The organism is Rathayibacter sp. VKM Ac-2804, from assembly GCF_009866655.1.
Taxonomy (GTDB): Bacteria; Actinomycetota; Actinomycetes; order Actinomycetales; family Microbacteriaceae; genus Rathayibacter.
Window position 1 is genome coordinate 3,868,365 of sequence record NZ_CP047420.1, and the last position, 13,124, is coordinate 3,881,488.

Below are 13,124 nucleotides of genomic sequence, written 5' to 3' on the forward strand. Positions count from 1 at the left end.
CGTCTTCTTTCCTGATCGAGAGGGGCCTTGCCGGGAGTGCGCTCCGCCGGGGGGGTCTCCGGCGGAGCGCGGGGGTCAGCCGCGGGTCACGGCATCCCGGTCTCGTAGTCGGCGACGTTCTCGCTGTCGATGATGAAGGCGGGCACGTCGATCCAGGCCGGCACCTCCTCACCGGCGAGGAGCCAGAGCGCGGCGTCCACGCCGGTCGCACCCTCCGTCGTCGGCAGCTCGCTGACGGTGGCGGTGTAGTCGCCGGCCAGGATCTGCTTCTTCGCCTGCGGGATGCCGTCGGTGCCGACGAGGATCACCTTCCCGGTGAGGCCCTTCGCGTCGATGGCGGCCTGCACGCCGAGCGCCATGCCGTCGTTCTGCGAGTAGAAGGCCTTGATGTCGGGGTTCGCCGTGAGCATCGTGGTCGCGATCTCCTGCGCCTTGGTCTGGTCCCACGAGGCGGTCTGCGAGGCGACGAGCTCGAGGTTCTCGTGCTTCGCGAGCGCGGCCGTGAAGCCGTCGCCGCGGTTGATCGCGTTGGAGGAGCCGGGGTCGCCCTCGATCATCGCGACCTGGCCGCCGTCCGGCAGCAGGTCCGCGATGTAGTCGGCGGCCGTGGCGCCGATGGTGGTCGCGTCGGGGCCGACGTAGACGACACCGGGGACGTCGCTCTTCGCGTCGTTCAGCACGACGGCCGGGATGCCGTCGGCGAGGGCGGACTCGAAGACCGAGTCGAGGCCGGTCGCCGAGATGGGCGAGGCGAGGATCGCGGTACAGCCCTGGTTCATCGCGCTCTTGGCCTTGTCGAGCTGCTCGGTGATCGAGGACTCGTCCGTGACGTCGAAGGTCTGGTAGTCGACGCCGAGCTCCTTCGCGCGGTTCTCGAAGCCGTCGCGCTCGTAGCCCCAGAACTCGTTCGAGAGGGTGCGGGTGATGTAGCAGAGCTTGGCGCCGTCGGGCACGGCCGGGTCGCCGAGCGAGGAGGTGACTTCGTCGACCGGGGTCTGCGCGGAGGAGTCGACGAGCGACACGATGTCGGCGCCGGAGCCGCCGGCGGCGGCACCTCCGCCGTCGCCGTCGGGCGAGGCCGAGCAGCCGACGAGGAGCGTCAGGGAGGCGAGCCCGGCGAGGGCGGCGCCGGTGGCGCGGGTGGGGAAGGACATGGGAGGGGGCCTTTCGTCATCGGAAGGTGGGGCGGGGTCGTGCGGGGTCGCGGATCGCGAGGGTGGTGCGGAGGCGGGCCGGGCGGAGGACGCGCCCGGCCCGAGGGGGTCAGGAGGCGAGCAGCGCCTCGGTCTCGCGGCGCAGCTCGAGCGCCTCGGCGAGCGACTCGTCGATGATCACGTCGTCCCAGCCGACGGTCGCGCCCTGCGCGACGTCGTGGCGCAGCTCGACGTGATGGGCCAGGGCGACGGGGAGCGCTCCGATGGCGACCGAGTGCTTCGCGGAGACGAGCTTGCCGTAGACGGTGAAGCCGCCCTCGCCGTCGAGGAACTCGCCGGCCTTCAGGTCCTTCTTCGCGGTCGCGACGACGTCGCCGTAGAAGCCCTCGGGGTGCCCGGTCGAGATGCCGCGCAGCGCCGCGTTGGCGATCGACACGTTCAACTCGAGGCCGACGTAGTGGTACGGCCGGTAGAGCGCCGCGTACTGCTTGGTCGGGTCCGGGTGCCACGGGTACTCGTCGAAACAGGTGGACACGTAGGGGTTGGTCGCCTTGACCACGACGTAGACGCCCTCCTGCGTGTTGTGCGGGATGAGGGAGCCGTCGCGCCGGACGCTCGACATCACGTCGACCGTCCCCTCGTGGTCGAGGGCGCCGCCGATCGAGCTCGGCCGGCTGATCGTCGCGATCTCCTCGACGTCGCCCGGCGTGAAGGTGAGGCCGGAGTCGGAGGGCACCAGGCCCGCCGCGTTCGCGACCGCCGCCATCTCGATCGCGGCCTTCGTGCCGTCGCGGAACGAGGTGTGCATGTACGGGTTGAGCTGTCCGGAGTCGGTCAGCTCCTTGCTGAACTCCCAGTTCTCCCAGACGTTGTCGGGGTTCATCTGGTGGTAGTGCTCGAGGTACTTGGCGCCCTTGCCGGCGCAGACGACGTCGAAGCCGCTGGTGCGGGCCCAGTCGACGAGCTCCATGATCAGGGCGGGCTGGTCGCCGTACGCCATCGAGTAGACGATGCCCGCGGCCTCGGCGCGCTTGGCCAGCGCGGGGCCGGCCAGCGCGTCGGCCTCGACGGTGACCATGATGATGTGCTTGCCGGTCTCGATCGCCCGGAGCGCGTGGTGCACGCCGACGATCGGGTTGCCGGTCGCCTCGACGATGACGTCGATGTCGTGCTCGAAGAGGACGGCGGCGTTGTCGACGATGGTGGTCGTCCGGTTCGCGAGCGCCTCGGGGATGTCCGCGGCCATCGCCTCGGCCGGCCAGTCGACCAGCTCGAAGGCGCCGCGAGCCCGCGCGACGTTGACGTCGGCGATGGCGACCACGTGGACGCCGGGGATGTTGCGCGCCTGCGAGAGGTACATGGTGCCGTAGCGCCCGGCACCGATCAGCCCGATGCGGATGGGGCGGCCCTCTCGTTCGCGATCGCCGAGGAGTTTGTACAGGTTCACGGTGGCCTCTCTGGTCCGGGGGCGCACGGACGCAGAGGGCCGCCTCGGGGGCGGAGGACGTCGTCGTCGTGCGCAGTCTTCGTCGGGGAAGTGCTGCTCGCCGGCTCCCAGTGGAACCGGTACCAGTTTTGTACCAGCAACGATTAGAGTGTGTCAACAGCGGGCGCGGCGGCCCGGTCCCGCGCCGATACGATTGCCCGACAGCTGGGGAGGAACCGTGCAGAAAGCACCGACGATCCGCGACGTCGCGCGCAGTGCGGGCGTCTCGGTGTCCGTGGTGTCGCGCGTGCTCAACGACGGGACCGGCCCGGTCGCCGTCGACACCCGGCGCCGCGTGGTCGAGGCGATCGAGCAGCTCGGCTTCCGGCCGCGCGCCGCGGCCCGCGAGCTGAGCCACGGTCAGACCCTGTCCATCGGCCTGGTCCTGCCCGACCTGACGAACCCGTTCTTCGCCCGCCTGGCCGACAGCGTCGTCTGGGAGGCGCGCGCCCGCGGCGCCCAGGTGCTCCTGATGACGACGCAGGAGGACTCGCACGTCGAGGGCGAGTCGCTCACCAGCCTGCTCGACCGCTCGGTCGGCGGCGTCATCGCGACCCCGTCCGGCGAGAACCTCGAGAAGTGGTCGCGGCTGCGCCGGGCCGGGATCGACGTCGTCTTCGTCGACCGCACCACCCCCGGTCTCGACGACGTCGACGTGGTCAGCATCGGCAACTCCGCCTCCGCCGCCCGCGCGACCGATCACCTGCTCGCGCTCGGCCACCGCCGGATCGCGATCGTCTCGGGGCCGCTGCGCACCTCGACCGGCCAGGCGCGCGTCGCCGGCTACCGCGCCGCCCTCACCGCCGCCGGGCTGCCGATCGACGGCACGCTGATCCGCGAGGTCCCGTTCCGCGGCGACATCGGCGGCGAGGCCGTCGCCGCGCTGCTCGCCCTGCCGGAGCCGCCGACCGCCGTGATCGTCGCCAACACGGCGCAGGTGCGCAGCGCCGTGCACCGCCTGTTCCAGCTCGGCGTCGCGATCCCCGAGGCGCTCTCCGTGGTCGTCTTCGACGACAACCCGTGGAGCGAGCTCGTCACCCCGCCGCTCAGCGTCGTCCGCCAGCCGATCGACATGCTCGCCCGGCACAGCGTCGACCTGGTGCTGGCCCGGATGCAGGGCCGCATCCCCGACACCCCCCAGCACATCGAGGTCCAGGCCGACCTCGTCATCCGCTCCAGCTGCGCCGCCCCGGCGGAGCGCTGACTCCGCCCCACCACCCCTCCACGAAAGGCACTGCCATGTCCGACCCCGTCGTCGTCACCGCGATCTTCACCCCCGCCGAGGGCCAGCGCGACGCCCTCGTCGCCGCCCTCACGCCCGCCATCGCCGAGGTCCACGGCGAGGAGGGCTGCGAGCTCTACGCGATCCACGACTCCCCCGACGGCACCATCGTCATGCTCGAGAAGTGGACCAGCGCCGAGGCCCTCGACGCCCACGGCGCCGGCGACCCCGTCGTCCGCCTGAACGCCGCCATCAAGGGCCTCGTCGCCGCGCCCCCCGTCGTCACCCGCCTCTCCCCGATCCCCGCCGGCACCGCCACCCAGGGCGCCCTCTAGCCCGGACCCGCACCGACTCGCCCGAGAAGGCCCGTTCTCCACCCCGAGACGCACCTTCTCGGGCGACTCACCGCAGCCGCATGCTGGTCGAGTAGCCCCGCAGGGGCGTATCGAGACCCGCCCTCAGCGCGGCGCGGCCACCGACGCGCGCTCGATCAGCCGGGTCTCCAGCTCCAGCCGCGTCGCGCTCGAGGACAGCGGCCGGGCCGCGCGGTGCGCCTGGTGCAGCATCCGGAAGGCGGCGGCGCCCATGTCGGCGATCGGCTGCTGGATCGTGGTCAGCGGCGGCGTCGCCCAGGCCGACTCCTGCACGTCGTCGAAGCCGATCACGCTGAGGTCGTCGGGGATGCGCAGTCCCGCCTGGTCGGCCGCGTCGTAGACCCCGAGCGCCATCGTGTCCGAGAGCGCGAAGAGCGCCGTGGGCCGGATCAGCGCGTCCGACAGCATTGCGGAGGCGACGTCCCGCGCACGGTCCCGGTTCCAGCCGCCGTAGACCACGCGCTCCCGCGGCAGCGGCACCCCCGCGTCGCGCAGCGCCGTGCTGAAGCCGTCGAGCCGGGCACTGCTGTAGAGCTGCCCCCGGGCGCCCGCGATCACGCCGATGCGGGTGTGGCCCCGGCCGAGCAGGTGCTCCGCCGCCATCCGGCCGCCGTCCCAGTTGGTCGCGCCGATGCTCGCCACGTCGGCGGGCGGGCGGGTGATCGGATCCACGATCACCACGGGCAGCTCGGCGGTGGTGAGCAGGTGCAGCTGCGCGGCCGTCACGTCCACGAGGACGACGATCGCCCCGAGCGACGAGCGGCGCAGGAGCCGGTTGACCCACTCCCCGTCGGGGCGCGCGCGGGTGAGCACCAGGTCGACGCCGGCCGCCGCGGCCTCCTCCTCGATCCCGCCGAGGACGGGTCCGATCCAGGTGCCGTCGAGGTGGCCGACGACGACGTCGACGATGTGCGCGACGTGCGGGTCCTCCGCCGGCGGGCGCAGACGGGGCCGGCGCCGGTAGCCGAGCTCGTGCGCGGCCTCCATCACCCGCAGCCGCGTCGCCTCGGAGACGTCGGTGCCGCCGCTGAGCACCTTCGAGACCGTCGGCACGCTCGTCGCCGCGCGCTCCGCGATGCGGGCCATGGTGGGGCGGGGAGCGGCACCGGTGTCGTCCATGCCCCCACTGTAGAGCAGAACGAGTTGCGAAACACTTCCCCGCTAGCACGACACCACGACGCATTCCGCGCCTTGCCCGGGACTCTCCCGGGGTGCAGACTGAGGGGACGCGGGCGGGGGCGGCAACGTGAGTTGCGCAACTACCGTTCGATGACGAACCGCGGAGCGATCCGCCGAGCACCCCGAGGACACCGATGACCGACCTCCCCCCGACCACTCCCGCCAAGAGGGCGCTCGTCGTCCGCGGCGGCTGGGACGGCCACCAGCCCGTCGAGGCGACCGAGCTGTTCCTGCCCTTCCTCGCCGAGAACGGCTTCGAGGTGCGCGTCGAGGAGTCGACCGCCGTCTACGCCGACGAGGACTACCTCCGCACCGTCGACCTGATCGTGCAGTCCAACACCATGACCTCGATCGAGTGGCCCGAGTTCCTCGGCCTGCGCGCGGCCGTCGAGCGCGGCACCGGCCTGGCCGGCTGGCACGGCGGCATCGCCGACTCGTACCGGAACAACTCCGACTACCTGCAGCTGATCGGCGGCCAGTTCGTCTCGCACCCCGGCAAGCACCCGGACGAGCGCACCGGCGAGCAGTCGGACAACTACGTCCCGCACACGATCGAGATGACGGCCCTCGCCGCCGACCATCCGATCACGCAGGGCATCACCGACTTCGAGCTCACCACCGAGCAGTACTGGGTGCTGCACGACGACTACAACGACGTGCTCGCGACCACGACGCAGGCCGTCCGCGAGTGGGACCCGTGGCACCGCCCGATCACCTCCCCCGCCGTGTGGACCCGCCAGTGGGGCGCCGGCCGCATCTTCGTCTCGACCCCGGGCCACCGCGTCGAGATCCTCCAGGACGCCAACGTCCGCACCATCATCGAAAGGGGACTGCTGTGGGCCTCCCGCTGAGAGTCGGCATCATCGGAGTCGGGAAGATCAGCGAGCAGTACCTCGCGAACCTCCCGACCTTCCCCGGCCTCCGCCTCGTCGCGGTCGCGGATCTCAACACGGCCCGCGCGCAGGAGGTCGCCGACGAGCACGGCGTCCGCGCGCTCTCGGTCGACGACCTGATCGCCGACCCCGAGGTCGACGCCGTGCTCAACCTGACCATCCCGGCCGCGCACGTCGAGATCGGCGCCCGCGCACTGAAGGCCGGCAAGCACGTCTTCGCGGAGAAGCCGCTGGGCCTGAACCCGGCCGAGGCCGCGCCGATGCTCGACCTGGCCGAGGAGCTGGGGCTGCGCTTCGGAAGCGCTCCCGACACCGTGCTCGGCACCGGCGTGCAGACCGCGCGGCAGACGCTCGACTCGGGAGTGATCGGCACGCCGATCGCCGCGCAGGTGCACTGGGCGGCGCCCGGCCACGAGCGCTGGCACCCGGCGCCCGAGTTCTACTACCAGCCCGGCGGCGGACCGCTGCTGGACATGGGCCCGTACTACCTGACCGCGCTGGTGCACTTCTTCGGTCCCGTCGTCCGGGTCACCGGCCTCGCGACCCGCTCGGACCGCCCGCGCACCATCGAGTCCGGCCCGCGCGCCGGCACGCCCATCTCCGTCTCGATCGACACGCACATCAGCGCGCTGCTCGAGCACGAGAACGGCGTCACCTCGACCGTGACCGTCAGCTTCGAGGTCTGGCGCAGCCGCGCGCCGAAGTTCGAGATCTTCGGCACGGAGGGCACGATCTCGGTCCCCGACCCGAACATGTTCTCCGACCCGGTCGAGGTCGCCGTGCGCGACGAGGACTGGCGGGTCGTCCCCGACTCCGCCGGCGTCGTCGACACCGGGCGCGGCGTCGGCCTCGCCGACATCGCCGAGGCGATCGAGGAGGACCGGCCGCACCGCGCCTCCGGCCGCCTCGCCCTGCACGTCCTCGAGATCATGGACGCGATCCTGCGCTCGAGCGCCGAGAAGGCGGTCGTCGCGATCGAGACCACGGCGGAGCGGCCCGAGCTGCTCCCGCTGCGGACGGCCGCCGGCGAGCCGGTCGGCGAGCCCGTCCGCGCCTGACCCCGCCGCCCGACCCGACCGACCCCGCGCCGGTCGCGACCTCTCCCGGTCGCGGCCGGCGCGCCCCTTCCGAGGAGACCCCGATGACAGCACCTCTCCGCGTGGCGATGATCGGCCACGCCTTCATGGGCCGCGCCCACGCCCAGGCCTGGCGGACCGCGCCGCGCTTCTTCGACCTGCCGCTGCAGCCCGAGCTCGCCGTCGTCGTCGGCCGCGACGAGGGCCGCGCGCGGGCCGCCGCCGCCAACTTCGGCGCGACCGAGTCGTCGATCGACTGGCGCGCCGTGATCGCCCGCGACGACATCGATCTGATCGACATCTGCACCCCGGGCGACCGGCACGCCGAGATCGCGATCGCCGCGCTCGAGGCCGGCAAGCACGTGCTCTGCGAGAAGCCGCTGGCGCGCTCCGTGCCCGAGGCGCGGACGATGACGGAGGCGGCCGCCGCCGCGACCGGCTTCGCGATGTGCGGCTTCAGCTACCGCCGCACCCCGGCGCTCGCCCTCGCCAAGCGCTTCATCGAGGAGGGCCGGCTCGGCGAGATCCGGCACGTCCGCGCGCAGTACCTGCAGGACTGGCTGAGCGACTCCGAGGGGCCGCTGACCTGGCGGCTCGACAAGGAGAAGGCCGGCTCCGGCGCCCTCGGCGACATCGGCGCGCACAGCATCGACACCGCGCAGTGGCTCACCGGGCAGACGATCGACGGCGTCTCGGCGATGCTGCGCACCTTCGTCACCGAGCGCCCCGTCCTCTCCGCGCAGGCGGGACTCGGCGGTCGCGCCGAGGAGGGCGCCGAGCGCGGCCCGGTCACCGTCGACGACGCCGCCCTCTTCACGGCGACGCTCAGCGGAGGCGCCCTCGGCGTCTTCGAGTCGACCCGGCTCGCGCTCGGCCGCCGCAACGCGAACCGGATCGAGATCAACGGCGAGACCGGCTCGATCGCGTTCGACTTCGAGCGGCTGAACGAGCTGGAGTACTACGACGGCCGCGACCCCGAGGACGCGCAGGGCTTCCGCACCATCCAGGTGACGGAGCCCGTGCACCCCTACGCCGCCGCCTGGTGGCCGACCGGGCACGGGCTCGGCTACGAGCACGTCTTCAGCCACCAGGTCGTCGACCTCGTCACGGCGATCGCGGAGGGCGTCCAGCCCACGCCGTCGTTCGCCGACGCGCTGCAGGTGCAGCAGGTGCTCGACGCCGTCGAGCGCAGTGCCGCGGACGGCTCCCGCCTCACCGCGACCCGCTGACCGGACCTCCTCGGACGGCCGCCCTGCTCGCGGGGCGGCCGTCCGTCGCGCGAGGGGCGGCCGTGACGCCGCGGAGCCGTCCGCCCCGATGCGTCGGCACTCCCCCGATCCCCGACACGGCCACGGGCCCCTTTCGGGGGGAGCACTGCCGGAAAACCCCGTAAACTGGGGTCCAGGGGGACGTCGACGCTCGTCCCGGGGCGCGAAGGGGACTGCAGTGGGGATCGGTTTCCGGACCGCGGGAGAACTGCGAGTGCTCGCCGGTGCGCGCCTCCACCCCGTCGTCGGACCGGCCCTCAGCCGCTCCCGCGACCGCTCCCGCCTCTCGGCCGGCCTGTCGATGCCGAGCGGCCCCGGTCTCGTGCGGCCCTCGCCGCTGGCGCAGCCGTGGGAGGCACCGCTGATCCGGCTGATCCGCGCCGGTGCCCCCGCCGCCGAGCTGCACGAGGCGACCGCCGCCTCCCCGGAGGGCTCGAAGCTCGCGGCCGTGATCGAGCTCGTCCGCGACGCGCTCTCGCGCCGCGAGGACGACCGCGCCCTCCGTCTGGCGGGCTGGCTGGTGCGGATGCGCTACGACCCGTCCGCCGATCCGTTCCTCCGCCGCTACGGGATCGTCCTGACCGCCCACCTGCCGCTCAGCGCCGGCCTCGACATCGACGTGCCGCTCGACGCGACCGCGCTCCGCCTGCTCTTCGCCGAGCTCGCCGCCGCGGACGACCCCGCCGGTGCCACCGCGGCCGTCGAGACCTTGCCGCCCTCGACGCTGGCCGCCTCCTCGCTCGCCGCGCTCTACTCCGCCCGGCGGCGCTGGAGCGACATGGCGCAGTTCTCCGCGCCGGTGGTCAACGTCGACGCCCCGTCCGCCGCGGTCCTCATCCGCCGCGGTGTCGCCCTGCGCGAACTCGGCCTGATCGAGAGCGCCCTCGAGGCGTTCGACCGCGTGGTGCGGCCGAACGTCACCACCGCCCGGCCCGTCGAGCTCCGGATCGAGGCCCTCTACGAGCGGGCCAGCACCCACCTCGCCGACGGCCGGCGCGCGCCCGCCCGCCGCGACCTGGAGCGCGTGCTCGCCCAGTACCCCGAGAGCGCCGAGGCCCACGAGCTGATGTCGGCCGTCAGCCGCTGACCCGCCCGTCGTCGCCCCGCCCATGCTGATCGAGTAGCCCTCGCAGAGGGCGTATCGAGATCCACCATCCCCGAACAGCGGGTCTCGATACGCCGCTCTCCGACTACTCGACCACCATGCCCTCGCCCGCTCCTCAGAAGTCGCGGTAGTCGCCCGCGAGTACCGCAACTTCTGCTGAACGGACTGCCCTCGCCGGACCATGCCGACGAGGAGCCCGCGCAGCGGGCACCCCCTGCTGATCGAGGAGCCCGCGCAGCGGACGTACCGAGGTCCCCCACCGCAGGCAGCGGAAAGGGGCGCCCCCGTCACCGGGAACGCCCCTCCACGTCCGATCGACCGGCTCAGCCCTCGGCCTTCGACGGCTTGCCCTCGGCGGGCAGCACCTCGACCGGGGTGTCGCGCGGATCCTCGCCCTCGGCCTGCGAGGGCTTGTCGGCCTGGTCGTCCGGGTCCTCGACGGGGCTCGGGGTCTGGTCGCTCATCGCAGTCCCTCCGGCTCGTCCGAGGTCGCGGACGGCTCGGGGTGCGCCTCGAACTCCATCCACGCCCGCTCGAGTCCGGCCTGGGCCGAGGCGGGCTCGCTCGCGAAGTAGCCGTCGTAGATGGCCCGTCCGCCGTGCTCCGGCAGGTCGCCGCGGCCGGCGTAGGTCTGGGCGAGCTCGCCGACCTCGTCGTCCCTCTTCTCCTGGTCCCGCAACCACGCGGGGAAGGTCTGCGTCATGGTGACACCTCTCTTTCCTGTCTCCAGACAATCCCTCCGACCCGCGGGCTGCAAGCCCTTGCCCCGGGCGTTCGCCGATCGCGATCACCGGCCGCGACCACTGCGAGGATTCCGGTATGGACAGCAGCGAGCGCCCCCGCCGCCCCGACGTCACGAGCGTCGACATCGTCGGCGGCGCCGAGCCGCTCGCAGTCGGACTGCACGCGTACGACGAGGGCTGGCCGGAGTCGTTCCGCGAGCACGAGCGGCGGATCGCGCAGGCGCTCACCGAGGTGGACGTCGCGATCGAGCACATCGGCTCGACGTCCGTGCCCGGTCTGGCCGCGAAGCCGATCATCGACATCGTCGTCGCCGTCCCCGACATCACCGCCGAGGAGGACTACCTCGACCCGCTGCTCGCGGCCGGCTACGCGCTCCGGGTCCGCGAGCCCGGGCACCGCCTCGTCCGCACCCCGGACCGCGACGTGCACGTGCACCTCTATGCCCGGGACGACGGCGCGATCGAGGAGTACCTCCTGCTCCGCGACCACCTCCGTCGCGACGCCGACGACCGCGCCCTCTACGAGTCGACGAAGCGCTCCCTGATGGGGCGGCGCTGGGCCGACATGAACGCCTACTCGGACGCCAAGACCGCGGTGATCGAGGCGATCAAGGCGCGGGCGCGAGCTGCGGGAGTCGACGCGGCACCCGCGGACGCAGCGCCGGCCTGAGAGCCGCGGCGCCTCGAGGCGTCGCCTCGCGCCGGTTCGCCGAACGGCGTCGTCCACCGCGCCCCGTCGCATGAGGCTGGACGGATGCACGCCGACGAGTACCTGTCCCCCGAGGATCTCCCCGAGCCGCCGACGCTGGACGTCGTGACGCAGTTCTTCGTCGGTCCGCTCTTCACCCTCACACCCCAGCCGTCCCTGGAGGAGTGGCTGTCCTCGGCCTCGGCGCGCGACCGGGACGGGAGGATCCTCTTCGACGAGGCCTCGATCGGCTACACGTTCTGGCGCAACCCGGCCGACCACGACGACCCCGCGAATCTCGAGGAGCTCGACGGCGAGCCGAGGCCCTCACTCGACGCACCGTCGACGCGCCCCGTGCCCGAGTGGATGGCGGAGATCGCCGCCCGCCTGCCGTACCCCCGGCTGTGGGACGCGGTGCGGACGAGCGTCGCGGAGGAGCACTCGCCGTGGCAGAACATCGAGTTCGCGCTCATCGACCATGTGAACCGCATCCTGAGGAGCCGCGCCCGCGCCGAGCGCGCCCGGGGGATCGACCCCGTCGAGCTCCTCGGCCCCGCGATGGACCTCGGCGTCGAGCACGACGTCCCGCTCCTCCTCGACGGCCGTCCGGTCCCCGGCATCCGGATCGACACCGACGCGCACGTCCTCGGCGTCGGCGCCCAGCTCGGCGACCGCTTCCTGACGGCCGTCGTCGACCGCGACCGCCTCCCCCTCCTCGACTTCACCTTCGTCACCCGCCGCGCCCCCACCTGAGCCCCTTTGCTGGTCGAGCAGCCCGCGCAGCGGGCGTATCGAGACCCCCATCGCCAGGAGCCGAGTCCGCAGACCGCACGAGCCGACGGGGTCGGGTCTCGATACGCCCCTGCGGGGCTACTCGACCGACATGCTTCCGCCGGGCACCGAGCGAAGAGACCCGCCGACCTCCGCTGGTCGAGCAGCCCGCTTAGCGGGTCCCTTTTGCTGGTCGAGCAGCCCGCGCAGCGGGCGTGTCGAGACCCGCCCTGCGCCCAGCCCCGGGCCGCCGTTGCGCCCGCCCTGGCGACGCGCCAGGCTCAGGAGATGTTCTTCGACGAGAGCGCCCGCCTCGAGGACGTCCCGGTCCCGCCGACCCTCGACGAGGTGGCGCGCGCCTTCCCGGGCCCGCTGTACGGCTTCACGCCTCAGCCGTCGCTCGAGCCGTGGACGTCCGGCACGACGTCGAGCCCCTCCGGCGGACGCGTCGAGACCGAGTCCGTGGCGATCGGCTACACGGTCTGGCTCAACCCGGACGACCACGACGACTGCGCGAACCTCGCGGAGCTGGACGACGAGCTGCGCGCCTCGCTCGACGCCCCGCCGGTGCGCCCCCTGCCCGACTGGATGACCGCGATCACCGCCCGGATGCGCTACCCCTGGCTGTGGGAGGCGGTGCGGACGACCGTCGTGCACGAGCCGGCGCCGCCGTGGCACTCCGTCGAGAGCGTCCTCGTCGAGCACGTGAACCACGTCCTGATGAACCGGTTCCGCGACGAGCGCGTCCGCGGCGGCTTCCCGGGTGAGCTGCTCGGCCGAGCCACCGAGAAGTGCGTCGAGCGCGACGTCCCGCTGCTCCTCGACGGCCGGTCGATCCCCGGCCTCCGGATCGACACCGACGCGCACGTCCTCGGCGTCGGCGCCGACCTCGGCGACCGCGTCCTGACGGCCGTCGTCGACCGCGACCGCCTCCCCCTCATCGATCTCGCCTTCGCCACCCTTCCTTCGCCGGACGAGTAGCCCGCGCAGCGGGAGCCCTTGCTGGTCGAGCAGCCCGCGCAGCGGGCGTATCGAGACCCACTCTCGTCAGGAGCAGGGTCTGCAGAGCGGGCCTTCTGCAGTGGTCGGGTCTCGATACTCCCCTGCGGGGCTACTCGACCAGCAAGATCCGGCTGAGCACTCCCTCGGGAGACCCTGCCCCACC

The 13,124-nt window shown here is 72.9% G+C and carries 14 protein-coding genes; 9 read left to right on the top strand and 5 right to left on the bottom strand.

Going from position 1 to position 13,124, the window contains the following annotated elements; genetic code table 11:
- Positions 1-86: 86 nt before the first annotated feature.
- Entirely contained in the window at positions 87-1,154 is a 1,068-nt protein-coding gene (locus GTU73_RS17965; protein WP_160090983.1) for a substrate-binding domain-containing protein, read from the bottom strand.
- A 109-nt stretch (positions 1,155-1,263) separates the two neighbouring features.
- Positions 1,264-2,601, bottom strand: coding sequence for a Gfo/Idh/MocA family oxidoreductase (locus GTU73_RS17970; RefSeq protein WP_160090984.1), 1,338 nt, complete (start codon positions 2,599-2,601; stop codon positions 1,264-1,266).
- Positions 2,602-2,818: 217 nt separating this feature from the next.
- Between GTU73_RS17970 and GTU73_RS17975 the strand changes: the two genes are divergently transcribed.
- Entirely contained in the window at positions 2,819-3,844 is a 1,026-nt protein-coding gene (locus GTU73_RS17975) for a LacI family DNA-binding transcriptional regulator (RefSeq protein WP_160090985.1), read from the top strand.
- A 35-nt stretch (positions 3,845-3,879) separates the two neighbouring features.
- Positions 3,880-4,197, top strand: coding sequence for a putative quinol monooxygenase (locus GTU73_RS17980; protein ID WP_160090986.1), 318 nt, complete (start codon positions 3,880-3,882; stop codon positions 4,195-4,197).
- Positions 4,198-4,320: 123 nt separating this feature from the next.
- Here the strand turns inward: GTU73_RS17980 and GTU73_RS17985 are convergent, their stop codons facing one another.
- Positions 4,321-5,355: a LacI family DNA-binding transcriptional regulator gene (locus GTU73_RS17985; RefSeq protein WP_208543699.1), complete on the bottom strand. Its 1,035-nt coding sequence runs from the start codon at positions 5,353-5,355 to the stop codon at positions 4,321-4,323.
- Between the two features lie 194 nt (positions 5,356-5,549).
- Here GTU73_RS17985 and GTU73_RS17990 point away from each other — a divergent pair, with 194 nt between their 5' ends.
- From GTU73_RS17990 to GTU73_RS18005, 4 genes are all read left to right on the top strand, one after another.
- Complete coding sequence (locus GTU73_RS17990; RefSeq protein WP_160090987.1) at positions 5,550-6,266, top strand: ThuA domain-containing protein; 717 nt, start codon at positions 5,550-5,552, stop codon at positions 6,264-6,266.
- On the top strand, positions 6,251-7,366 hold the full coding sequence (locus GTU73_RS17995) for a Gfo/Idh/MocA family oxidoreductase (RefSeq protein WP_160090988.1): 1,116 nt from the start codon (positions 6,251-6,253) through the stop codon (positions 7,364-7,366). The genes GTU73_RS17990 and GTU73_RS17995 overlap by 16 nt, the downstream gene beginning before the upstream one ends.
- A gap of 83 nt (positions 7,367-7,449) precedes the next feature.
- Positions 7,450-8,613 (top strand): Gfo/Idh/MocA family oxidoreductase, encoded by a 1,164-nt coding sequence (locus tag GTU73_RS18000; protein ID WP_160090989.1) that lies wholly within the window; start codon positions 7,450-7,452, stop codon positions 8,611-8,613.
- A gap of 217 nt (positions 8,614-8,830) precedes the next feature.
- On the top strand, positions 8,831-9,739 hold the full coding sequence (locus GTU73_RS18005) for a tetratricopeptide repeat protein (protein ID WP_160090990.1): 909 nt from the start codon (positions 8,831-8,833) through the stop codon (positions 9,737-9,739).
- Between the two features lie 341 nt (positions 9,740-10,080).
- On the opposite strand, the gene GTU73_RS18010 is transcribed toward GTU73_RS18005, so the two are convergent.
- Positions 10,081-10,221, bottom strand: a complete 141-nt coding sequence (locus GTU73_RS18010) for a hypothetical protein (protein WP_159421935.1) — start codon at positions 10,219-10,221, stop codon at positions 10,081-10,083.
- Positions 10,218-10,460 carry a hypothetical protein gene (locus GTU73_RS18015; protein ID WP_160090991.1) on the bottom strand — a complete coding sequence of 81 codons (243 nt, stop codon included), beginning with the start codon at positions 10,458-10,460 and terminating at the stop codon, positions 10,218-10,220. Before GTU73_RS18015 ends, GTU73_RS18010 begins: the two co-directional genes overlap by 4 nt.
- A gap of 116 nt (positions 10,461-10,576) precedes the next feature.
- Between GTU73_RS18015 and GTU73_RS18020 the strand changes: the two genes are divergently transcribed.
- The 3 genes from GTU73_RS18020 (at position 10,577) to GTU73_RS18030 (ending at position 12,940) form a co-directional block, all read left to right on the top strand.
- Positions 10,577-11,170, top strand: a complete 594-nt coding sequence (locus GTU73_RS18020) for a GrpB family protein (protein WP_160090992.1) — start codon at positions 10,577-10,579, stop codon at positions 11,168-11,170.
- 84 nt (positions 11,171-11,254) lie between these two features.
- The gene (locus GTU73_RS18025) at positions 11,255-11,941 is read left to right on the top strand and encodes a hypothetical protein (protein WP_160090993.1); all 687 of its coding nucleotides are present in this window, start codon (positions 11,255-11,257) and stop codon (positions 11,939-11,941) included.
- Between the two features lie 306 nt (positions 11,942-12,247).
- Positions 12,248-12,940 (top strand): hypothetical protein, encoded by a 693-nt coding sequence (locus GTU73_RS18030; protein ID WP_160090994.1) that lies wholly within the window; start codon positions 12,248-12,250, stop codon positions 12,938-12,940.
- Positions 12,941-13,124 lie beyond the last annotated feature (184 nt).

Coding starts and splice junctions, on each gene's coding strand:
- GTU73_RS17965 (WP_160090983.1), bottom strand. CDS start 1,154: ATGTCCTTCCCCACCCGCGCCACCGGCGCCGCCCTCGCCGGGCTCGCC.
- GTU73_RS17980 (WP_160090986.1), top strand. CDS start 3,880: ATGTCCGACCCCGTCGTCGTCACCGCGATCTTCACCCCCGCCGAGGGC.
- GTU73_RS17985 (WP_208543699.1), bottom strand. CDS start 5,355: ATGGACGACACCGGTGCCGCTCCCCGCCCCACCATGGCCCGCATCGCG.
- GTU73_RS17990 (WP_160090987.1), top strand. CDS start 5,550: ATGACCGACCTCCCCCCGACCACTCCCGCCAAGAGGGCGCTCGTCGTC.
- GTU73_RS18000 (WP_160090989.1), top strand. CDS start 7,450: ATGACAGCACCTCTCCGCGTGGCGATGATCGGCCACGCCTTCATGGGC.
- GTU73_RS18010 (WP_159421935.1), bottom strand. CDS start 10,221: ATGAGCGACCAGACCCCGAGCCCCGTCGAGGACCCGGACGACCAGGCC.
- GTU73_RS18015 (WP_160090991.1), bottom strand. CDS start 10,460: ATGACGCAGACCTTCCCCGCGTGGTTGCGGGACCAGGAGAAGAGGGAC.
- GTU73_RS18020 (WP_160090992.1), top strand. CDS start 10,577: ATGGACAGCAGCGAGCGCCCCCGCCGCCCCGACGTCACGAGCGTCGAC.
- GTU73_RS18025 (WP_160090993.1), top strand. CDS start 11,255: ATGCACGCCGACGAGTACCTGTCCCCCGAGGATCTCCCCGAGCCGCCG.
- GTU73_RS18030 (WP_160090994.1), top strand. CDS start 12,248: ATGTTCTTCGACGAGAGCGCCCGCCTCGAGGACGTCCCGGTCCCGCCG.